19 protein-coding genes and 1 pseudogene are annotated in these 20354 nt (G+C 72.7%); 13 read left to right on the top strand and 7 right to left on the bottom strand.

The window, feature by feature from the left end:
• The first annotated feature begins 16 nt into the window (after positions 1-16).
• The 3 genes from ACJ5H2_RS15210 to ACJ5H2_RS15200 are packed head-to-tail and all read left to right on the top strand — an operon-like array spanning position 17 to position 3578.
• Positions 17-1114, top strand: a complete 1098-nt coding sequence (locus tag ACJ5H2_RS15210; RefSeq protein ID WP_408896256.1) for an energy-coupling factor transporter transmembrane component T — start codon at positions 17-19, stop codon at positions 1112-1114.
• Positions 1114-2754: an ABC transporter ATP-binding protein gene (locus ACJ5H2_RS15205; RefSeq protein ID WP_408896255.1), complete on the top strand. Its 1641-nt coding sequence runs from the start codon at positions 1114-1116 to the stop codon at positions 2752-2754. The genes ACJ5H2_RS15210 and ACJ5H2_RS15205 overlap by 1 nt, the downstream gene beginning before the upstream one ends.
• Complete coding sequence (locus tag ACJ5H2_RS15200) at positions 2751-3578, top strand: ECF transporter S component (RefSeq protein WP_408896254.1); 828 nt, start codon at positions 2751-2753, stop codon at positions 3576-3578. The genes ACJ5H2_RS15205 and ACJ5H2_RS15200 overlap by 4 nt, the downstream gene beginning before the upstream one ends.
• A 21-nt stretch (positions 3579-3599) precedes the next feature.
• Here the strand turns inward: ACJ5H2_RS15200 and ACJ5H2_RS15195 are convergent, their stop codons facing one another.
• The 5 genes from ACJ5H2_RS15195 to ACJ5H2_RS15175 form a co-directional block, all read right to left on the bottom strand.
• A complete protein-coding gene (locus ACJ5H2_RS15195; protein WP_408896253.1) occupies positions 3600-4787 on the bottom strand; it encodes a PQQ-dependent sugar dehydrogenase in 1188 nt (395 codons plus the stop codon).
• Complete coding sequence (locus ACJ5H2_RS15190) at positions 4784-5719, bottom strand: alpha/beta fold hydrolase (RefSeq protein ID WP_408896252.1); 936 nt, start codon at positions 5717-5719, stop codon at positions 4784-4786. The genes ACJ5H2_RS15195 and ACJ5H2_RS15190 overlap by 4 nt, the downstream gene beginning before the upstream one ends.
• Positions 5720-5760: 41 nt before the next feature.
• A complete protein-coding gene (locus ACJ5H2_RS15185; protein WP_408896251.1) occupies positions 5761-5976 on the bottom strand; it encodes a hypothetical protein in 216 nt (71 codons plus the stop codon).
• 67 nt (positions 5977-6043) lie between these two features.
• Positions 6044-6925, bottom strand: coding sequence for an EamA family transporter (locus tag ACJ5H2_RS15180; protein ID WP_408896250.1), 882 nt, complete (start codon positions 6923-6925; stop codon positions 6044-6046).
• A 171-nt stretch (positions 6926-7096) separates the two neighbouring features.
• Positions 7097-9019, bottom strand: a complete 1923-nt coding sequence (locus tag ACJ5H2_RS15175) for a hypothetical protein (RefSeq protein ID WP_408896248.1) — start codon at positions 9017-9019, stop codon at positions 7097-7099.
• A 190-nt stretch (positions 9020-9209) separates the two neighbouring features.
• Here ACJ5H2_RS15175 and ACJ5H2_RS15170 point away from each other — a divergent pair, with 190 nt between their 5' ends.
• The 9 genes and pseudogenes from ACJ5H2_RS15170 (at position 9210) to ilvC (ending at position 18850) form a co-directional block, all read left to right on the top strand.
• Positions 9210-10289, top strand: a complete 1080-nt coding sequence (locus ACJ5H2_RS15170) for a WD40/YVTN/BNR-like repeat-containing protein (RefSeq protein ID WP_408896246.1) — start codon at positions 9210-9212, stop codon at positions 10287-10289.
• A 69-nt stretch (positions 10290-10358) separates the two neighbouring features.
• Positions 10359-12035 (top strand): dihydroxy-acid dehydratase, encoded by a 1677-nt coding sequence (ilvD, locus tag ACJ5H2_RS15165; protein WP_408896245.1) that lies wholly within the window; start codon positions 10359-10361, stop codon positions 12033-12035.
• A 4-nt stretch (positions 12036-12039) separates the two neighbouring features.
• Positions 12040-13005 carry a pyridoxamine 5'-phosphate oxidase family protein gene (locus ACJ5H2_RS15160; RefSeq protein WP_408896244.1) on the top strand — a complete coding sequence of 322 codons (966 nt, stop codon included), beginning with the start codon at positions 12040-12042 and terminating at the stop codon, positions 13003-13005.
• Entirely contained in the window at positions 13002-13964 is a 963-nt protein-coding gene (locus ACJ5H2_RS15155) for a hypothetical protein (RefSeq protein WP_408896243.1), read from the top strand. The genes ACJ5H2_RS15160 and ACJ5H2_RS15155 overlap by 4 nt, the downstream gene beginning before the upstream one ends.
• Before the next feature lie 15 nt (positions 13965-13979).
• Positions 13980-14690 carry a GNAT family N-acetyltransferase gene (locus ACJ5H2_RS15150; protein WP_408896242.1) on the top strand — a complete coding sequence of 237 codons (711 nt, stop codon included), beginning with the start codon at positions 13980-13982 and terminating at the stop codon, positions 14688-14690.
• Between the two features lie 37 nt (positions 14691-14727).
• Complete coding sequence (locus ACJ5H2_RS15145) at positions 14728-15144, top strand: VOC family protein (RefSeq protein WP_408896241.1); 417 nt, start codon at positions 14728-14730, stop codon at positions 15142-15144.
• A gap of 240 nt (positions 15145-15384) precedes the next feature.
• Positions 15385-17208, top strand: a pseudogene (locus ACJ5H2_RS15140) (acetolactate synthase large subunit); the annotation flags it as partial.
• 2 nt (positions 17209-17210) lie between these two features.
• Positions 17211-17750 carry an acetolactate synthase small subunit gene (gene ilvN / locus ACJ5H2_RS15135; RefSeq protein ID WP_408896240.1) on the top strand — a complete coding sequence of 180 codons (540 nt, stop codon included), beginning with the start codon at positions 17211-17213 and terminating at the stop codon, positions 17748-17750.
• Positions 17751-17824: 74 nt separating this feature from the next.
• The gene (ilvC, locus tag ACJ5H2_RS15130; protein WP_408896239.1) at positions 17825-18850 is read left to right on the top strand and encodes a ketol-acid reductoisomerase; all 1026 of its coding nucleotides are present in this window, start codon (positions 17825-17827) and stop codon (positions 18848-18850) included.
• 171 nt (positions 18851-19021) lie between these two features.
• On the opposite strand, the gene ACJ5H2_RS15125 is transcribed toward ilvC, so the two are convergent.
• Positions 19022-19399 (bottom strand): DUF6907 domain-containing protein, encoded by a 378-nt coding sequence (locus ACJ5H2_RS15125; protein WP_408896238.1) that lies wholly within the window; start codon positions 19397-19399, stop codon positions 19022-19024.
• 146 nt (positions 19400-19545) lie between these two features.
• Between ACJ5H2_RS15125 and ACJ5H2_RS15120 the strand changes: the two genes are divergently transcribed.
• Positions 19546-19824, top strand: coding sequence for a helix-turn-helix domain-containing protein (locus ACJ5H2_RS15120; protein WP_408896237.1), 279 nt, complete (start codon positions 19546-19548; stop codon positions 19822-19824).
• A 32-nt stretch (positions 19825-19856) separates the two neighbouring features.
• Here the strand turns inward: ACJ5H2_RS15120 and ACJ5H2_RS15115 are convergent, their stop codons facing one another.
• Positions 19857-20291 carry an EamA family transporter gene (locus tag ACJ5H2_RS15115; RefSeq protein ID WP_408896236.1) on the bottom strand — a complete coding sequence of 145 codons (435 nt, stop codon included), beginning with the start codon at positions 20289-20291 and terminating at the stop codon, positions 19857-19859.
• Between the last annotated feature and the right edge of the window lie 63 nt (positions 20292-20354).

Here is a 20354-nt window from a genome sequence, read left to right as displayed (position 1 = left end):
TGACGGGCGCAGGACGATGAGGCTGCCGCGGGATCTCCATCCCGTGGCCTGGTGGGCCTGGGCCGTGGGCCTGGCGGTCGCGGCGTCCTGCACGACCAACCCGATCCTGCTCGGGGTGCTGCTGGGCGTCATCACCCTCGTCGTCCTCACCTGCCGCTCCGACCAGCCGTGGGCGCGCTCGTTCCGTCTCTACGTCTGGCTCGGTGTGGTCGTCGTGCTGGTGCGGATCCTGTTCCGCCTGCTGCTCGGCGGCGACGTCCCGGGACATGTGCTGCTCACGCTGCCGAGCATTCCCCTGCCGGACTGGGCGGCGGGGATCTCGCTGCTGGGACCGTTCACCCGCGAGGAGCTGCTGGCGGCGACCTACGAGGGCCTGCGCCTGGCGACGCTGCTCGTCGCGGTCGGCGCCGCCAACGCGCTGGCCAACCCGAAGCGGCTGATGAAGTCGCTGCCGCCCGCGCTCTACGAGATCGGCACGGCGATGACGGTGGCGATCAGCGTCGTCCCCCAGCTCGCCGACAGCGCCCGCCGGGTGCGCGCCGCGCAGCAGCTGCGCGGTGGGCCGCAGGGACGGCTCCGCCGGATCCGCGGCGTACGACGGCTGCTGGTCCCGATCCTCGAGGACTCCTTCGACCGCTCCCTCGCCCTGGCCGCCGGGATGGATGCCCGCGGGTACGGCCGCTCAGGGGAGCTCACCACCCCGCAGCGGCGGATCACCGGCGCGCTGATCATCGCGGGCCTGGTCGGCGTCTGCGTCGGCGTCTACGCCTTCCTCGACAGCACCGCTCCCCGGGTGCTGGCGCTGCCGATGCTCGGGCTCGGGCTGCTCGTCGCGCTCGGCGGCTTCGCGACAGCGGGGCGCCGGGTGCAGCGCACCCGCTACCGGCCGGACCGCTGGCAGCTGCCCGAGCTGGTCGTCGCCGCCTCCGGTGTCGCCTCGGGGGCAGGGATGTGGGCGACGCAGCGCTGGGAGCCGCTGGTCGCCCACCCGAGCGTCGTGGTCCGCCCCGGGCTCTCGCTGCTCGCCCTGGCCGCCGTCCTCGTCGCGGTCGCCCCGGTCTGGGCCGCCCCGCCGCCGGTGACCGCCCAGCGCCGCGAGGAGGCGATGGCCTGATGCTGGAGCTGCGCGGGATCACCCTCCGCTACGACGCGGACGACGACGCCCCGCCGACCTCCGTCCTCGACGGGGTCGACCTCACGGTCGCCGACGGCGAGCTCGCCGTCCTCGCCGGACCGACGGGCGCGGGGAAGTCGACGCTGCTCGGCGTCGTCGCCGGCCTGGTGCCGTCCTACTCCGGGGGCACGCTCACCGGCGAGGTCCTCCTCGACGGCGCCAGCATCGTCGCGCGGCCGGCGCGCGAGCGGGCCCACGCCATCGGGTACGTCGGCCAGAACCCGGCCGCCTGGTTCGTCACCGACACGGTCGAGGAGGAGCTCGCCTTCGGGATGGAGCAGCTCGGCATCGCCGCGCCGACGATGCGCCGGCGCGTGGAGGAGACCCTCGACCTGCTCGGCATCGCGGACCTGCGGCACCGCGACCTGCGGACGCTCTCCGGCGGCCAGCAGCAGCGGGTCGCCATCGGGGCGGTGCTGACCACCCACCCGCGGCTGCTGGTGCTCGACGAGCCGACCTCGGCCCTCGACCCGACGGCCGCCGAGGACGTGCTGGCCACCCTGACCCGGCTGGTGCACGACCTCGGCGTCTCCGTCCTCGTCGCCGAGCACCGCCTCGAGCGCGTGGTCCCCTTCGCCGACCGGATGTGCCTGCTGGGTGCCGACCCGGACCGGCCGGGGGCGCTCACCGTCGGCGACCCGGCGGAGGTGCTCCGCACGTCCCCGATCGCACCGCCGCTCGTCGAACTCGGTCGTCTCGCGCGCTGGGACCCCCTTCCGCTGACCGTCCGCGACGCCCGGCGCCGCGCGCCCGCGCTGCGGGCGCTGCTCGGTGAGCCGCCACGCCGCGAGGAGCCGCGTCCCGACGCGCCGGTGGTCGACGTACGACGACTGGTGCTCGGGCACGGCCGGACGCCGGTGCTGCGGGAGGTCGACCTGACCCTGCGGCCGGGCACGGTCACCGCGCTCATGGGCCGCAACGGAGCGGGGAAGTCGACCCTGCTGTGGGCGCTCCAGGGCCGGCACGCCGCCGCGTCGGGGACCGTCCGGGTCGCCGGCGTCGACCCCGCGGGCCTCAAGCCCGACCAGCGGCGCGCGACGACCGGCCTGGTCCCGCAGAGCCCGACCGACCTGCTCTACCTCGAGACGGTGGAGGGGGAGTGCGAGGCGGCCGACGCCTCGGCGCGCGCGGAGGCGGGCACCTGCCGGTCCCTCCTCGACCGGCTGGCTCCCGGCATCGCGCCCGAGCGCCACCCGCGGGACCTCTCCGAGGGCCAGCGCCTCGCCCTCGCCGTCGCGATCGTGCTCACTGCGCGCCCGCCGGTGCTGCTGCTCGACGAGCCCACCCGCGGCCTCGACTACCCGGCGAAGCGGGCGCTCGCCGGTCTGCTCCGCGAGCTGGCCCACGGCCCGGACGGCCACCGCACGGTCCTCGTCGCCACCCACGACGTGGAGTTCGTCGCCCAGGTCGCCGACGACGTCGTGGTCCTCGCCGAGGGCGAGGTGGTCTCGGCCGGACCGGTCGTGCCGACGGTCGCGGAGTCGCCCGCCTTCGCCCCGCAGGTCACCAAGGTCCTCGGCGCCGGATGGCTCGGCGTCGACGACGTGGCCGCACGCCTCCCCACCGAGGTCCGGCCGTGAGCCGGTCCGCCGCAGCGCCCGAGCGGCCCCGCACCGTCGCCGTACCGCTGCGGCTCCGGTCGGGCGTGGTCCTCGCGGTCACGTCGGTCATCGGCCTGCTGATGCTGGCCTGGCCGCTGCTCCTCGAGGTCGACCCGGGCGCGGAGCGCGTGGACCCGCCGTTCCTGTTCCTGCTCCTGCTGCCGGTGATCCTCGGCGTGGTCCTCGCCGAGCTGAGCGAGGGCGGGATGGACGCCCGGGTGCTCGCGGTGCTGGGGGTCCTCAGCGCGGTCAACGCGGTGCTGCGGCTGGTCAGCGCCGGCACGGCGGGCCTGGAGCTGGTGTTCTTCCTGCTGATCCTGGGCGGGCGCGTGTTCGGCGCCGGCTTCGGGTTCGTGCTCGGCTGCACCTCCCTGTTCGCCTCGGCGCTGATGACGGCCGGCGTCGGGCCCTGGCTGCCGTTCCAGATGCTCGTCGCCGCGTGGGTCGGGATGGGAGCCGGGCTGCTGCCGCGCGGCGTGCGGGGACGCGGCGAGATCGCCCTGCTGGCCGCGTACGGCGTCGTCTCCGCCTACCTCTACGGGCTGCTGATGAACCTGCAGGGCTGGCCCTTCATCGCCGGGATCCAGCTGCCCGGGCAGGACTCGTCCGAGCTGTCCTATGTGCCGGGCGCCGCGGTGCTCGACAACCTGCACCACTTCCTCGTCTACACGCTGCTGACCTCGACCGGCGGCTGGGACACCGGGCGTGCGGTCACCAACCTGCTCGCGATCCTGCTCCTCGGTCCGGCGGTGCTGGCGACCCTGCGGCGGGCGGCGCGGCGCGCACGGATCGAGTCGCCGTAGCGGCTGTTCGCGACGCGCGGATCACGGCTCGACGAGCAGGATCCGGTCGTCCTCGGCGGCAGGGGTGCCCCTGCCGTCCTCGTTGCTGGTCGTGAGCCACAGGCGGCCGTCCGGGGCCCGGGCGACGGTGCGCAGCCGGCCGTACTCGCTCGCGGCGTCGCCCTCCGGTGCGAAGTACGCCGCCGGGTCGCTCACCTGGCCGTCGGCGACCTTGATCCGCCAGAGCCGCTCGCCGTTCAGCGCGGCCATCCACAGGTACGTCCCGGCGAAGGCGAGACCGGAGGGCGATGCCTCGTCGGTCGACCAGGTGAGCTCGGGCCGGGTGTACTTCGCCGGACCGCCCGCGCCCTCGACGACGGGCCAGCCGTAGTCCGCGCCCGGGACGATCCGGTTGAGCTCGTCGGCCCGACTGTCTCCGAACTCCGAGGCCCACAGCAGGCCCTTGTCGTCGAACGCGAGGCCCTGGACGTTGCGGTGTCCCCAGGACCACACCGCGGTGCCGAAGGGGTTGCCGGGAGCCGGCTCGCCGTCGGCGGTGATCCGGAGGATCTTGCCGGCCATCGAGTCGCGGTCGCGCGCCAGCTGGTCGTCCCCGGTCTCGCCCGTGGAGACGTAGAGGAAGCCGTCGGGGCCGAACGCCAGCCGGCCCCCGTCGTGGATGCGGCCGCTGGGGATGCCGGTCAGGACGGGCTCGGTCGCGCCGAGCTCGTCGCCGTCGAGGCGCGCACGGACGACCCGGTTGTCCTCGTCGGTGCACACGTAGAAGTAGAGGAGCCCGTCGGAGGCGAAGGACGGCGAGACCGCCACGCCGAGCAGGCCCGCCTCCCCGCCGGGGGCGGTCTCCGGGATGCGGCCGACCTCGACGACCTCCCCCTGCTTCCCGGTCGTCTTGCCGTCGCCGCCGACGGCGGGCGGCGTCACGAGCAGCACGCGCCCGCTGTCGCGCTCGGTCACGACCCCCCGGCCGTCGGGCAGGAAGTCCACGCCCCACGGTGTGGCGAGGTCGCTCGCCACGGTCGCGACGACGTCGGGGACGCCGTCGATGGTGAAGATGACCTCGCCGTCGACGACCGAGCCCGTCGGGGCCGCCGTCGCGGTGCCCCGCACGTCGACCGTGCTCACATTCCCGCCCTGCCCGCACCCGGCAGCCAGCAGGCCGGCCACGGCCAGTGCGGCGACTCCGGCGGTGCTGCGCGCGACGCGGCTCACGCGAGCTGCTCCAGGAACTCCAGCAGCAGGGCGTGGACCCGCTCGGGCTGCTCGAGCTGCACGAAGTGGGAGCCGCGCAGCTCGGCGTACGTGCTCTGCCGGCCGCGCTCGACCAGCCGCCGCGACGCGCTCGCCATGTCGCGCGCACCGGCGAGGACGTCCCAGGTGGCGGCGACGAACATGGTCGGTACGTCGATCCGGCTCAGCCGGACCCGTGGGTGCCGCGAGGTGCTGATGGCGAGATGGGCGTACCAGTCGACCGGGGTGGTCACGAACTCCTTCAGGCCGCGGGCCGCGGCCTCGGGGTCGGGGACCGGGAACATGAACCCGGTGCGGCCGAGCAGCCGCACGGTCGAGGCGTTCACGGGCAGCCGCCGCGCGAGCGGGTTGAGGGCCCAGCCGGCGTGGCGGGCGACGCGGCAGGCGTTGACCGTCACGGTGCGGGCGACCAGCCGCGGCAGGTGCAGGGGACCGAGCATGGTGGCGAAGGTGTCGCCGGGGACACCGCACATGGCGAAGATGCCGCGCACCCGCTCCGGATGCCGGTAGGTCAGCTCGAAGGCGGTGTTGACGCCCATCGACCAGCCCATGAGGACGGCGCTGTCGATGCCGAAGTGGTCCATGACCGACAGCCCGTCCTGGACGAAGTGCTCGATCTCGACGTGCTTGGGGTCGCGCGGCCGCTCCGAGCCACCGACGCCGCGGTGGTTCCACGACACGACCCGCACCCCGCAGTCGGGGTCGAGCAGCCAGGGCCACAGGTAGGCGTTCGTGCCGAGCCCGTTGCAGAGCACGACCGTCGGACCGTCGATCGCCCCGTCCGGGTCGTTCGTCCAGGCGCGGACGTGCGTCCCGTCGTCGGACAGGATGTCGCGGAAGGCGATCGACGCGGACCGGACGCGCTGCTCGGGCCGGGGAGCGGAGGTCGACATGGCGCCGATTCTGCCGGACCGGCTCCCCGGGGCAGGGGACGTCAGGCGTGGAGCGAGACGGAGCCTCCTGCGAGGTCGTCGCGGGCAGGGGTACGGCGGGCGTCGGCGCGGGCCGCGAGGAAGGCCTCGACGTCCTCGCGCTCGGCGCGTCGCTGGGTGCACGCGGTGAGCGCGACCATGGCGTTGCGGCGGGCCTGCTGCTGCAGCGCGGCCGACCACGTGTGGGCGAGACGGGTCACGGTGGCGGGCAGTGACATCGGGTGTCGGCTCCGGGTGGGGGATGGGGGGAGCTCCGACCCTACGACCGCCGACGGAGGACCGAGGTCACGTCGGGGTGACATCTGGGTGAACCTCGGCGCGGGTCGCGCGGGTCGCGCCCACGCTGGCCACCACGACGCAGCCGATCGCGACCCACTGCACCGGCGCCAGGGCCTCGCCGACGACGACGAGTCCGGCGAGCGCGGCCGCGGCGGGCTCGATGCTCATGAGCACGCCGAAGGTCGCGGTAGGGAGCGTGCGCAGCGCCGCGAGCTCGGCGCTGTACGGGATCACCGAGCTCAGCAGCCCGACGGCCGCCCCGAGCAGCAGGACGCGCTGGTCGACCAGGTCCGCGCCGTCCACGGTGAGCAGGAGCGGGGTCAGCAGCACCACCGCGACGAGGCTGGCGACCCCGAGACCGTCGATGCCCTCCCAGCGCCGACCGGTCGCCGCGCTGGACAGGATGTAGCCGGCCCACGCCGCCCCGGCGAGGACGGCGTACGCGACGCCGACGGGATCGAGGTGGCCGCGCTCGAAGCCGAGCAGGAGGACCCCGAGGGCTGCCAGCGCGACCCAGCCGAGATCGCGCGGGCGGCGGAAGCCGACGGCGGCGAGGACCAGGGGGCCGATGAACTCGATGGTGACGGCGACGCCGATCGGGATCCGCGAGAACGACTGGTAGATGCCCCAGTTCATCGCGCCGAGGCAGGCGCCGTACCGTGCCGCGACCAGCCAGTCCTCGCGGCTCCGGCCGCGCAGCCGCGGCCGTGCCCAGAGCAGGAGCACCAGCGCGCTGGTCGCCAGGCGCAGCCAGACCACGCCGTTGGGGGAGAGGTCGTCGAAGAGCAGCTTCGCGAAGCCCGCGCCCAGCTGCACCGACCCGATGCCCAGCAGGACCAGCCCGATCGCCACGCCGAGCGGCGGGCCGTGGCGGGGCGTCGTGTGCACGGCCCCAAGGTAGGACCCGCCGCGCGGATGCGACGAACCGCCGGCCCCCCACTGGCCGGCGGTCCGCCGCAGCTGTAACTACCTGTTCGTGTCACTGCCCTACCGGTCTACGGGTCAGGTAGCAGCATGAACAGGTAGTTACAGCTCCTCACCCCTCCCGGAGCGGGCCGGTCACTTCGCCACGACGAGACCGTCGATGGAGACCTTGCGCCCGTCCCTGCTGGTGACCTTGATCGTGAGCGTGCCCGTCTGGACGCCGGCGAAGTCGGCCAGCGGTACGGCGACCTGGCTGCCCTTGCCCTTGAGGCTGATCCGCTTGAGGAGGCTGCCGTTCCAGGTGACCTTGACCTTGCCGCCCTTCGCGGCCTTGGCGACGACCAGCTCGAGGTGGCGGGCGTGGATGCCGGCGAGCGTGAGCTTGCGCCCCTTCCGCTTGGTGGTGGTCACCGTGTCGTTGAACGCCCCGGCCGCGGCGCGGTGCTTCCACTTCTTGCCGGTCAGCGCCGTGTCGTCGAGCGGGACGGTGGTGCAGCGCTCCTCGGAGCGGAAGCCGAGGTTGTTGGCCTTGTCCGTGCCCTGGACCTGGAAGCAGTGGGTGCTGCCGAACGCCCCGGCGAACGGCTGGGACGTGGTCGTGACGTTGTTCGCGATGACCTGCTGCGGGCCGAAGCCGGCGTTCCAGGCCGCGGTGCGCGCCATGACGTCGGTGCTCTTGACGCCGGACAGGGCGTCGCCCACCTGCCACGAGACGGGGAACGACGGCGAGCCGACCCGGGCGCCGGGACCGGTCACGGCCGCGGTCGGGCCCGCGACGTCGAGGAAGTCGGCCTCGACGTAGGAGTTGAACCCGTTCGCCACGACGCCCGCGGCGACCACATTGCCCTCACGGTCCATGTCGGCGGCGAAGGCGCTGTTGGTGGCGCCCGCGTCGTACTCCGAGAAGAGCAGGACCGGGTTCGTGCGGTGGCGCAGGGTCAGCCGGTCGCCGCTGTTGTGCACCACGACCTGTGCCGCGCGGTCAGAGACCAGGCTGAGGTGCGGCAGCTGCACGATCGTGCTCGGGTCCGCGACGCTCGGGGCGCCGAAGTCCTGCTCGGGCTTCGCCAGCGCGGCGCGGATCGCGTAGCCGTTGTTCTCGAACGCCGTCCAGGTCGCCTGCATGGTGCCGTTCGGGCTGATCGCCAGGTGGCGGTGGACCGCGGTGACGCCGGGCGCGGAGAGCGCCTCCGCGGAGCCGAGGGCCCCGGTCACGCCGACCCGCGTCACCACGGCGCGCGTGCCGTCGACCTCCTTGCCGCCGGCCATGACCGCGCCGCGGCCGTCGTCGCCGAGCACGGCCTCCGAGTCCAGGGCGGTCTCGCCGGCCCACTCCACGGGCTTCGGGCCGAGCCAGCCGAGGGCTGCGGTACGCCGGGTGACCATGGTCCGCGTGCCGTTGGCGGTGTCGCGGTAGGACAGCAGGACCTGGCCCGCCGGGTTGGCGTCCAGCGAGGGCGCGAAGGTGTGGAAGCCGAAGGCGTCCATCACGGGCGCGCTGCCCTTCGGCCACGAGGTGGTCCGCACCCGGTTGGTGCCCTGCTTCTCCGCCTCGTAGGCGACGTGGACCCGGCCGGCGCCGTCGATGTCGGCGTCGAGCGAGACCACGGTCTCGATGTCGACCGCCGGGCTGAGCAGCGTCGAGCCGTCCCAGCTGCCGTTGCCGAGGTAGCGGGTGCCGCGCACCTTCTCCTCGCCGCCGGTGGTCTGGTTCCACACGACCGCGAGGTCGCCCGCGTCGTTGGCGACGGCCTGGACGTCGTGGGCGTTCGTCACGGCCGCGACCGTCACCTGCTGGGGTGCGCTCCACACGCCGTCCGTGGCGATGGCGGCGTACACGCGGGTGCCGCCGACGACCTCGCGGGTCCAGGCCGCGAGCGCGTCGCCGGAGCCGAAGGCGGCGACGTCGACCGAGGTCGGCTCGTTGCCGAAGTTGCTGATGTTGCCGCCGTTGACGCCGCCGACGGCGCCGGCCGGGCTGCCGGTCAGGCCGAGGGTGCCGACTGCGAGTGCCGCGGTCGTCAGCCCGAGGAGGTGGGTGCGGAGGGTCCTGGTCATCGTCGTGCTCCCTAAGGGTGGCCGGGCGGGGCCCGGGGTTCGTCGTCCGTCGGGGGTAGGAGCGCGGCGTCGGATGGACCTTGCAGAAAACCCGCGCAGGAAGTCGGGAGAAATTCCGAGCCGCTCGGCGATGACTTCCGGGCGTGGTCCGGGTCACAGTGGGGAGGGCCGGCGGCGCGAAGGAGGAGCGATGACCACGATCCTGATGGTGGGCACCCGCAAGGGGCTGTGGGTGGGGCGGTCGGAGGACCGCGAGCACTGGGAGCTCACCGGTCCGCATCACGACATGGAGGAGGTCTACTCCTGTCTCGTCGACACCCGCGGCCCGCGGCCGCGGCTCTTCGCCGGCGCCTCCTCCAGCTGGCTCGGCCCGCAGCTGAGGTGGTCCGACGACCTGGGGGAGACCTGGCAGGAGACCCCGAACGGTGCCGTCCGGTTCCCGGAGGGCGCCGGCGCGACCGTCGAACGGATCTGGCAGGTCGTGCCGGGCACGCAGGAGGGCGTGCTGCACGCGGGCACCGAGCCGGGCGCGGTCTTCACCTCCACCGACGGCGGCGCGAGCTTCCGCCTCGAGGAGGGGCTCTGGAACCACCCGCACCGTGCGGAGTGGGGCGCCGGCTTCGGTGGGCAGGCGTTCCACACCGTGCTCCCGCATCCGACCGACCCGTCCTCCCTGACCGTCGCGATCTCCACCGGCGGCGTCTACCGCACCGTCGACGGCGGCGCGACCTGGGAGCCGCGCAACCGGGGCATCCGCGCCGACTTCCTCCCGGAGGACCAGCGCTACCCCGAGTTCGGGCAGTGCGTGCACAAGGTCACCCGGCACCCGTCGCGACCGGAGCGCCTCTACGCGCAGAACCACGGCGGCGTCTACCGCTCCGACGACGAGGGCGGCTCCTGGACCTCGATCGGGGACGACCTGCCGAGCGACTTCGGCTTCCCGATCGTCGTCCACCCGCATCGACCCGACACCATCTGGGTGTTCCCGCTCGGCGGCGGCGACCGGCGCTACCCGCCCGACGCCGCGGCCCGCGTGTGGCGCTCCGACGACGCGGGGGAGTCGTGGACGGCGTACGACGAGGGCCTGCCGGACGCCTTCTACGTCGGCGTGATGCGCGACGCGATGTGCGTCGACTCGCACGACCCGGCCGGCCTCTACTTCGGCGCGCGCAACGGCTCGGTGTGGGCCTCCGCCGACGACGGAGAGAGCTGGCGGCAGATCGCGGCCGACCTCCCCGACGTGATGTCCGTCAAGGTCGGGGTCGCCTGAGCGACGGCGAGCCTCCCGGGGCCTGGGATACCCCGCACGGGCCGCCGGGGCCCCGACTAACCTGTGCGCATGACCGATGCCCCCGACATCAAGCCCCGCTCGCGCGACGTCACCGACGGCCTGGAGAAGGCCGCGGCCCGTGGCATGCTCCGCGCGGTAGGCATGGGGGACGAGGACTTCGCGAAGCCGCAGATCGGCGTGGCCTCGAGCTGGAACGAGATCACGCCCTGCAACCTGTCGCTGGACCGGCTGGCCAAGGCCGTCAAGAACGGCGTGCACGCCGGCGGCGGCTACCCCCTCGAGTTCGGCACGATCTCGGTGTCCGACGGGATCTCCATGGGCCACGAGGGGATGCACTTCTCGCTGGTGAGCCGCGAGGTCATCGCCGACTCCGTCGAGGTCGTGATGAGCGCCGAGCGCCTCGACGGCTCGGTGCTGCTCGCCGGCTGCGACAAGTCCCTGCCCGGGATGCTGATGGCCGCCGCCCGGCTCGACCTCGCCAGCGTCTTCCTCTACGCCGGCTCGACGATGCCCGGCAGCGTGGACGGCCGCGACGTCACGATCATCGACGCCTTCGAGGCCGTCGGCGCGTGCCTCGCCGGCAAGATCACCCGCGAGGAGGTCGACCGCATCGAGCGGGCGATCTGCCCGGGTGAGGGCGCCTGCGGCGGCATGTACACCGCCAACACCATGGCGGCCGTCGGCGAGGCGCTGGGGATGTCCCTGCCCGGGTCCGCGGCGCCGCCGGCGGTCGACCGACGCCGCGACGGCTACGCCCACAAGTCGGGCCAGGCCGTCGTCGAGCTGCTCCGCAAGGGCATCACCGCGCGCCAGATCATGACCAAGGAGGCCTTCGAGAACGCCATCACCGTCGTCATGGCCCTCGGCGGCTCGACCAACGCCGTGCTCCACCTGCTGGCGATCGCCCGCGAGGCCGAGGTCGACCTGACGCTCGACGACTTCAACCGGATCGGCGACAAGGTGCCGCACCTTGCCGACCTCAAGCCGTACGGCAAGTACGTCATGAACGACGTCGACAAGATCGGCGGCATCCCCGTCGTGATGAAGGCGCTCCTCGACGCCGGTCTGATGCACGGCGACTGCCTGACCGTCACCGGCAAGACGATGGCGGAGAACCTGGCCGACATCGACCCGCCCGAGCTCGACGACGACGTGATCCACAAGCTCGACCGGCCGATCCACAAGACCGGCGGGCTCACCATCCTCAAGGGCAGCCTGGCTCCGGAGGGCGCGGTCGTGAAGACCGCGGGCTTCGACGACTCGGTCTTCCGCGGCACCGCGCGCGTCTTCGACGGGGAGCGCGCCGCGCTCGATGCGCTCGCCGAGGGCCGGATCGTGGCCGGCGACGTCGTCGTCATCCGCTACGAGGGGCCCAAGGGTGGCCCCGGGATGCGGGAGATGCTCGCCATCACCGGAGCGATCAAGGGAGCCGGGCTCGGCAAGGATGTCCTGCTGATCACCGACGGTCGCTTCTCCGGCGGCACGACAGGCCTCTGCGTGGGACACATCGCCCCGGAGGCGGTCGACGCCGGCCCGATCGCGTTCGTGCGCGATGGCGACCCGATCGTGCTCGACGTGCTGAACCGCTCGCTCGAGGTCGAGATCGACGACATCGAGGCGCGCAAGGTCGGCTGGGCACCGCTGCCGCCGAAGTACACCCGCGGCGTGCTGGGCAAGTACGCCGCGACGGTCCGTTCGGCCGCGCACGGCGCGGTCACCAGCTGAGTCGATGGCCAAGGTCCACGAGCGGGTCGACGGACGGCTCCGGCGGTTCGTCGACGCCCAGCGGCTCTTCTTCGTGGCGACCGCGCCGCTCGCCGAGGACGGCCGCGTCAACGTCTCCCCGCGCGGCATCCCCGGCACCTTCGGGATGCTCGACGAGACGACCTTCGCCTGGGTCGACGGCACGGGCAGCGGCAGCGAGACCATCGCCCACCTGCGCGAGAACGGCCGGATCACCGTCATGTTCTGTGCCTTCGAGGGCCCGCCCAACATCGTGCGCTTCCACGGCCGCGGCCGGGTCGTGACGGTGTACGACGAGGGCTACGCCGCGATGGCCGCGCGCTTCGGCGACCTGCCCGGAGCCCGGGCCGTGATCGTCGTCGACATCGACCGGATCTCCGACGCGTGCGGCTGGGGCGTCCCGCTGATGGAGTACGCCGGGGAGCGCGAGATGCTGCAGCCCTACTTCGAGCGCCGCGGCGTCGAGGGCTCGGCCGACTACCGGCGCCGCAAGAACCGCGCGAGCATCGACGGGCTGCCGGCCTTCGACTTCGACCCGCTGAAGGAGTGGTCGACCCTCGAGGGCCTCGGCCGGATCCGCACACGGCTCGCCGCGCAGATCGACGGCTGGTCCACCCCGGTCTCGCACGCCGTCGCGCTCGACGGGGAGATCGGCCACGTCAACCGTCCCGGCGACCAGCACGGCCTGCCGGCCGTCGTCCTCGCGACGGTGCTCAAGCACGACGGCAGCACCGCGACGCTCGAGATGACCCGCCACCAGCTGGACGAGGCGATCGGCGCCCTCGCCCCGGCCGCCACGTGCACCGAGGTCGAGCACCCCAACCTCGCCGCCTGGCGCGCCGTGCGCGACCGGCACGACGAGCGCGGCGGAGCGATCAGCGCGGTCTTCGTCCGGGACGGCGCCGACCCGGTCACGTCCCCGACCGACGCCGCGCTGCGCAGGCGCTGGTGAGCGTCCTGGACCGGCTCGCTGCCGCCTTCCTGGGCGCGGGCCTCGTGATGCTGGTGGTCCTGGCGGCCACTCCCGCACAGGAGCCGGGCGGCGCGGCGCTCAGCTCGACGCACGTCGCCGAGCATGTGGGGGAGGCGCCCGCGGACGGTGCCGCGGAGGAGCACGCATCGGCCGGCGTTCCGCGCTGGCGCTCCGAGCGCGCCCTGCCGGACAGGGGCATGCTCATCGCCTACTACGGCAGCCCCGGCACCGGCGCGCTCGGCGTCCTCGGGGAGACCTCGCCTGCCCAGGCCTTCCGACGCCTGCAGCGGGCGGCCGCCCCGTTCGAGCGGCCCGGACGCCCCGTGCGCCCGGTGTTCGAGCTCATCGTCAGCATCGCGGACGCCCATCCGGGCAAGGACGGCGACTTCAGCCACGACGTGCGCAAGCGCGACGTGCGCCGGTACGTCGACGCCGCGCGCGAGCTCGGCGCACTCCTGGTCCTCGACATCCAGACGGGCCGCTCGGACTTCCTCGAGGTCGCGCAGCGCTGGTCGTGGGCGCTGGAGCAGCCGCACGTGGGCCTGGCGATCGACCCGGAGTGGCGGATGCGCCGACACGAGGTCCCCGGCCGCGTGATCGGCGGTGTCGGGGCGGGGGAGATCAACCGCACGAGCGCCTGGCTGTCCGAGCTCGTCCTCGAGCACGACCTGCCGGAGAAGGTGTTCGTCGTCCACCAGTTCCGCAGCTCGATGGTGCGGCACATCGGCCGGGTGAAGGCGCGCGACGGGCTCCAGCTGGTCCAGCACGTCGACGGCTTCGGCACGCGCGGGCAGAAGCTCGACACCTACCGCGCCGTCGCCCGTCCGGACCTGTTCGCGATGGGCTTCAAGCTGTTCTACGACGAGGACGTCCACCGGATGGGTGCCCGGGCGGTCCACCAGATCCGACCCCGCGTCCGCTTCGTGTCCTTCCAGTGACGGGTGAGGCGAACCATGGGTGACCGTGACGAGCACGGCCGGCGCGTCGGCACCCCGGTGCCGGGCTGGGAGCCGCGGCCCTGGCCGGAGCCGGTCCGGCTCGAGGGGAGCCACGTCCACGTCGAGCCGCTGACCTCGGCGCGCTACGCCGAGCTGTTCGCCGCGACCTGCGGGCCCGACGACGCCGACCTGTGGGCCTACCGGCCGATCCCGATGCCGGCCTCCCTGCCGGAGCTGTGGATGCACCTCGCCGCCCACCTGGACGACCCGGGGATCGTCACCTTCGCGCTCGTCCCCCAGGAGGGACCGGCGGCGGGTACGGCGGCCGGCATCGCGTCGTACATGAGGATCGAGCCGGCCCACGGCCAGATCGAGGTCGCCGGGGTGCTGTTCGGTCGCTCACTCCAGCGCACGCGCGCGGCCACCGAGGCGATCCACCTGCTGATGGGACACGCCTTCGACGATCTCGGCTACCGGCGCTTCGAGTGGAAGTGCGACAGCCTCAACAAGCCGTCCCGGCGGGCGGCGCTGCGCCTCGGCTTCACGGAGGAGGGGCGCTTCCGCAACCACATGGTCGTCCAGGGCCGCAACCGCGACACCGACTGGTTCTCGGTGACCGACGCCGAGTGGCCCGTGGTGCGCGCCGCCCACCGGCGGTGGCTCGACCCGGCGAACTTCGACGACGAGGGCCGCCAGCGCACCGCGCTCGGAGCGTCGACCCGCTAGCGGGGTCGGTGTCCGCGGGCGGTGCTTGACTCGACCCATGGACCAGCGGATCAGCTTCATCACCCTCGCGGTGGAGGACCTCGACGCCACCCGCCGCTTCTACCGCGACGGCCTGGGCTGGAGCCCGGAGCTCGACGTGCCCGGCGAGGTGCTGATGTTCCGGGCCGGCGAGCATCTCCTGCTCTCGCTGTGGGACCGGCGCCACTTCGAGGCCGAGGTCGGCGCGACCATGAGCGGGCCGGGCGTCGCGCCGGTGACGATCGCGCACAACATGCCCACGCCCGCCGGTGTCGACGAGGTGCTGGCGGCGGCCCGGGCCGCCGGCGCCCCCGTCGTCCACGAGGCCGCGCAGCGCGACTGGGGCGGCTACTCCGGATACTTCGCCGACCCCGACGGCTATCGCTGGGAGGTTGCGTTCAACCCCGGTCCGGTGGGCCGGCTCGTCCTGCCCTGAGCGCGCCGGACCTCGCGGGGAGCGCGGACCAATGACGTATCCTGAGACCGGCGTCTTGCCATCTGAGACGTTGTGCGACACTGGTTCGACGGCACGACGTGGGGCGGCTACGGTGATTCCATGCATGACCTGCTTCTCGTACGCACCGGACGCGCCGGCTGAGCCTGACCAGGACAACACGTCAGTCACCGCCAGCGCGTCCACCCCTCGTTGCCCAGCAACCGAGGGGTTTTTTGTTGAGTACGACCCACAGTTCAGCCCCACCACAGCAGACAAGGAACGACTCGGATGAGTGAGCAGCAGGGCTCGGGCGCCGACTCCCCGGCAGCGGGCATCACCGGAGCGCAGAGCCTGGTCCGGTCGCTCGAGGCGGCCGGGGTCACCGACATCTTCGGCATCCCGGGCGGCGCGATCCTCCCGGCCTACGACCCGCTGATGGACAGCAGCATCCGTCACATCCTGGTCCGGCACGAGCAGGGCGCCGGCCACGCCGCGCAGGGCTACGCGGCCGCGTCCGGCAAGGTCGGCGTGTGCATGGCCACGTCGGGTCCGGGAGCCACCAACCTGGTGACGCCTCTCGCCGACGCGCACATGGACTCGCTCCCGATGGTCGCGATCACGGGCCAGGTCGGCGCATCGCTGATCGGCACCGACGCCTTCCAGGAGGCCGACATCCGCGGCATCACGATGCCGATCACCAAGCACAGCTTCCTGGTGACCGACCCGGCGGAGATCCCGACCAAGATCGCGGAGGCCTTCCACATCGCCTCGACCGGGCGTCCCGGACCGGTCCTGGTCGACGTCACCAAGTCCGCCCTGCAGTCGACGACCGACTTCCGGTGGCCCACCGAGCTCAACCTGCCGGGCTACCGTCCGGTGACCCGCCCGCACGCCAAGCAGATCCGTGAGGCCGCCCGGCTCATCCTCGAGTCGCGCAAGCCGGTCCTGTACGTCGGCGGCGGGACCATCCGCTCCGGCGCCGCCAAGGAGCTGCGCGCCCTCGCCGAGCTCACCGGCATCCCCGTCGTCACGACGCTGATGGCCCGGGGCGCGTTCCCGGACAGCCACCCCCAGCACCTCGGCATGCCCGGCATGCACGGCACCGTCGCCGCGGTGGCCGCCCTGCAGAAGAGCGACCTGATCATCAGCCTCGGCGCGCGCTTCGACGACCGTGTGACCGGCAACCTCGACTCCTTCGCGCCCGGCGCGAAGGTGATCCACGCCGACATCGACCCCGCCGAGATCGGGAAGAACCGCTTCGCCGACGTCCCGATCGTGGGCGACGTGCGCGAGGTCCTCGTCGACCTGGTCACGGCCCTGCGCACCGAGCAGGAGGCGGGCAACACCGGCGACTACGAGGGCTGGGTCGCGTTCTGCGCCGGGGTGAAGAAGAAGTACCCGCTCGGCTACGACCAGCCGACCGACGGCGGCCTCGCTCCGCAGTACGTCCTCGAGCGGCTCGGCGCCATCTCCGGTCCCGACACGATCTACACCGCCGGCGTCGGCCAGCACCAGATGTGGGCAGCCCACTTCGTCGGCTACGAGCGCCCCAACACCTGGATCAACTCCGGGGGCCTCGGGACCATGGGCTTCTCCGTGCCGGCCGCGATGGGCGCCAAGGTCGCGATGCCCGACCAGACCGTGTGGTCGGTCGACGGCGACGGCTGCTTCCAGATGACCAACCAGGAGCTCGCCACCTGCGCGATCAACAACATCCCCATCAAGGTCGCGGTCATCAACAACGAGTCGCTCGGCATGGTGCGGCAGTGGCAGACGCTGTTCTACAACTCCCGCTACTCCAACACCGACCTGCACTCCAAGCGGATCCCGGACTTCGTCAAGCTCGCCGACGCCTACGGCTGCGTGGGGCTGGCGTGCGAGTCGCCCGCCGACGTGGACGCCACGATCCGCAAGGCGATGGAGATCGACGACGTGCCCGTGGTCGTCGACTTCCGGGTGCACCGCGACGCCATGGTCTGGCCGATGGTCGCCGCCGGCACGAGCAACGACGACATCAAGTACGCGCGCGACCTCGCGCCCCAGTTCGACGAGGATGACCTGTAGCCATGGCCAAGCACACCCTGTCCGTCCTCGTCGAGGACAAGCCCGGCGTCCTGGCGCGCATCTCCGCCCTCTTCAGCCGGCGGGGGTTCAACATCGAGTCCCTCGCCGTCGGCCCGACCGAGCACCCGGAGATCTCCCGGATGACGATCGTCGTCAACGTCGAGTCCTCCCCGCTGGAGCAGGTCACCAAGCAGCTCAACAAGCTCGTCGAGGTCATCAAGATCGTCGAGCTCGACCCGTCCGCGTCCGTCAACCGCGAGCTGGTCCTGGTCAAGGTCGGCGCCACCGCGGAGAACCGCGGCGAGGTGCTCGACATCGTCCAGCTCTTCCGGGCGAAGGTGATCGACGTGGCCGCGGACGCGATCACGATGCAGATCGTCGGGAACGACGGGAAGATCGCCGACTTCCTGCGCGTGCTGGAGCCCTTCGGGATCCGCGAGCTCGTGCAGTCCGGCATGGTGGCCATCGGCCGCGGGCCGCGCTCGATCTCCGAGCGCACCAAGCCCGTCGCCGTACCGGTGCCGCCTGCCGCCCACGCCTGAGTCAACCCCACCACCGAGGTCGCGGGCTCGCTGCGCCCGCACCTCAACCACCGAGATATAAGGAGAAGCCCGACGTGGCTGAGATCTACTACGACGACGACGCCGACCTGTCCCTCATCCAGGGCAAGCACGTCGCCGTCATCGGTTACGGCAGCCAGGGCCACGCCCACGCGCTGAACCTGCGCGACTCCGGCGTGGACGTCCGCGTCGGCCTCAAGGAGGGTTCCAAGAGCCGCGCCAAGGCGGAGGAGGAGGGTCTGCGGGTCCTCACCCCGCGCGAGGCGGCGGAGGAGGCCGACGTCATCGTCATCCTCGCCCCCGACCAGGTGCAGCGGCACCTGTACGCCGACGACATCGCGCCGGCGCTCGCCGAGGGCGACACCCTCGTGTTCGGGCACGGCTTCAACATCCGCTTCGGCTACATCCAGCCGCCGGCGGGCGTGGACGTCATCCTCGTCGCGCCGAAGGCCCCCGGCCACACCGTGCGCCGCGAATACGTCGCGGGCCGCGGCATCCCGGACATCATCGCGGTCGAGCAGGACGCCTCGGGCAAGGCCTGGGACCTCGCGAAGTCCTACGCGAAGGGGATCGGCGGCACCCGTGCCGGCGTCATCAAGACCACCTTCACCGAGGAGACCGAGACCGACCTCTTCGGCGAGCAGGCCGTGCTCTGCGGTGGCGTCTCGCAGCTGATCCAGTACGGCTACGAGACCCTCACCGAGGCCGGCTACCAGGGCGAGATCGCCTACTTCGAGGTCCTCCACGAGCTCAAGCTCATCGTCGACCTGATGTGGGAGGGCGGCATCGCCAAGCAGCGCTGGTCGGTCTCCGACACCGCCGAGTACGGCGACTACGTCTCCGGCCCGCGCGTCATCGACCCGCGCGTCAAGGAGAACATGCAGGCGGTCCTCGCCGACATCCGCAGCGGTGCGTTCGCCGAGCGCTTCATCGCCGACCAGGACGCCGGCGCGCCGGAGTTCCAGGCGCTGCGGGAGAAGGGCGCCCAGCACCCGATCGAGGCCGTCGGCAAGACCCTGCGCTCGCACTTCTCGTGGGCGCACACCGACGACGACTACACCGAGGGCTCGGCCGCGCGCTGATCTCGCACGACGAGGCGCCCCGGAGCCATCCACGGAGCTGGGGCGCCTCGTCGCTGCCCGCGGGACGTCGACACTGCGTGATCGGTCCGCGACCGGGCGGTGAACCCCCGCTGCACTTCATACCGGTATGGGCAGGTGCCCGTCAACGCCCGTCCTGCCCGCCGCTGCCTGTCACCGGTCCTCCCCGCGCCGGTCCCGCCCGGTCTCCCGCCCCGCGCGGGGCGGTCGGCTCAGGTGCCGGTCGAGGTGGTGGAGGAGGTCGCGCGCGCTCTGCTCGGTGACGAGCAGGCGGGGCCGCGCCGCCTCGAGCGCCTCGATGACGATCCAGGTCTCGCGCTCTCCGACATAGCGCCCCGTCCTGATGCAGAGCTCGAGCGGCCGGATGGTCGCGTTCAGCGGCACGTCGTCGCCCGCGCCGGCTCGCGCGGTGAAGATCGTCGCCTCGCTCTGGTGGTAGCGATCCTCGGGATGGTCGTCCTCGCAGTGGGTGCGGGCGCACCACCGCGGGCACTTCTCGTCCAGCCAGCTCGGCACTCCCGTGTCCACCATCGCCCTCCTCGGCCTCGTCATCCGAACCTAGGAGAGGGGTCAGACGCGAACCCCCATCGATGCCCGCCTTGTCCACAACCGCTCACGCTCCCGATAGCCATACTCGTATGGTCGCAGCAAGATGGGCATACGGGAATGATGGGGCCATGGCGGGTCGGGCTGTGGACGGATGGGCCGCGTACGGACGGCAGCTGGGAGTCAACCTGCAGCGCGCCCGGATGGCTGCCGGCCTGAGCCAGGAGCGCGTCGCCCATCTCGCCGGGATCGCGAGCTACACGTACCAGAAGTTCGAGAAGGGCGAGTCGCGTCCCGGCACGCCCATGAACCCCCAGCTGCTCACCCTGCTCGCCCTGAGCCAGGTGCTCGACACGCCCCTGGTCGACCTGCTGCCCGACACCCAGCCCGACGTGCTCGGTCCCTCCTGACCCGGCGCGGCCGACGAGTCGCCCCGCCGCTGTCAGCCGCTGAGCACGAGCAGCACCGCCCCCGCACCGACCAGCGCGACGCCGCCCCACTGGAGCCCGGAGAGCCGCTCGCCGAGGAAGGTCACCCCGAAGATCGCGACCAGGATGACGCTGAGCTTGTCGACCGGAGCGACCAGGGACGCGTCACCGACCTTGAGCGCCCGGAAGTAGCAGATCCACGACGCGCCTGTGGCGAGGCCGGACAGCACGAGGAACACCCAGGTCCGGGCTCCGATGTCGGTGGGCGCATGGAGCTTGCCCAACGTCAGCAGGATCAGCCCGAGGGTCACGAGGATGACGACGGTGCGGATGAGGGTCGCGACGTCGGAGTCGATGTCCTTGACCCCCACCTTCGCGAAGATCGCCGTCAGGGCTGCGAACACCGCGGACAGCAGGGCCCAGAACCACCATGCCGAGGTCAGCTCCATCCTCGGATCCTCGCACTCCCGGGGCCGGATACGCCGGCGACCCGGCGCGTCCGTCCCCATGGG

It is taken from the genome of Nocardioides pymetrozini (assembly GCF_046058985.1).
Taxonomy (GTDB): domain Bacteria; phylum Actinomycetota; class Actinomycetes; order Propionibacteriales; family Nocardioidaceae; genus Nocardioides.
Note: the sequence above shows the minus strand (reverse complement) of the source record. Positions and strands in the feature narration are given on the sequence as shown.

Bases quoted from the DNA above. Each gene is read 5' to 3' on its own strand.
- ACJ5H2_RS15210 (WP_408896256.1), top strand. From the start codon at position 17: ATGAGGCTGCCGCGGGATCTCCATCCCGTGGCCTGGTGGGCCTGGGCC.
- ACJ5H2_RS15205 (WP_408896255.1), top strand. From the start codon at position 1,114: ATGCTGGAGCTGCGCGGGATCACCCTCCGCTACGACGCGGACGACGAC.
- ACJ5H2_RS15190 (WP_408896252.1), bottom strand. From the start codon at position 5,719: ATGTCGACCTCCGCTCCCCGGCCCGAGCAGCGCGTCCGGTCCGCGTCG.
- ACJ5H2_RS15185 (WP_408896251.1), bottom strand. From the start codon at position 5,976: ATGTCACTGCCCGCCACCGTGACCCGTCTCGCCCACACGTGGTCGGCC.
- ACJ5H2_RS15175 (WP_408896248.1), bottom strand. From the start codon at position 9,019: ATGACCAGGACCCTCCGCACCCACCTCCTCGGGCTGACGACCGCGGCA.
- ACJ5H2_RS15170 (WP_408896246.1), top strand. From the start codon at position 9,210: ATGACCACGATCCTGATGGTGGGCACCCGCAAGGGGCTGTGGGTGGGG.
- ilvD (WP_408896245.1), top strand. From the start codon at position 10,359: ATGACCGATGCCCCCGACATCAAGCCCCGCTCGCGCGACGTCACCGAC.
- ACJ5H2_RS15160 (WP_408896244.1), top strand. From the start codon at position 12,040: ATGGCCAAGGTCCACGAGCGGGTCGACGGACGGCTCCGGCGGTTCGTC.
- ACJ5H2_RS15150 (WP_408896242.1), top strand. From the start codon at position 13,980: ATGGGTGACCGTGACGAGCACGGCCGGCGCGTCGGCACCCCGGTGCCG.
- ACJ5H2_RS15145 (WP_408896241.1), top strand. From the start codon at position 14,728: ATGGACCAGCGGATCAGCTTCATCACCCTCGCGGTGGAGGACCTCGAC.
- ilvN (WP_408896240.1), top strand. From the start codon at position 17,211: ATGGCCAAGCACACCCTGTCCGTCCTCGTCGAGGACAAGCCCGGCGTC.
- ACJ5H2_RS15125 (WP_408896238.1), bottom strand. From the start codon at position 19,399: ATGGTGGACACGGGAGTGCCGAGCTGGCTGGACGAGAAGTGCCCGCGG.
- ACJ5H2_RS15120 (WP_408896237.1), top strand. From the start codon at position 19,546: ATGGCGGGTCGGGCTGTGGACGGATGGGCCGCGTACGGACGGCAGCTG.
- ACJ5H2_RS15115 (WP_408896236.1), bottom strand. From the start codon at position 20,291: ATGGAGCTGACCTCGGCATGGTGGTTCTGGGCCCTGCTGTCCGCGGTG.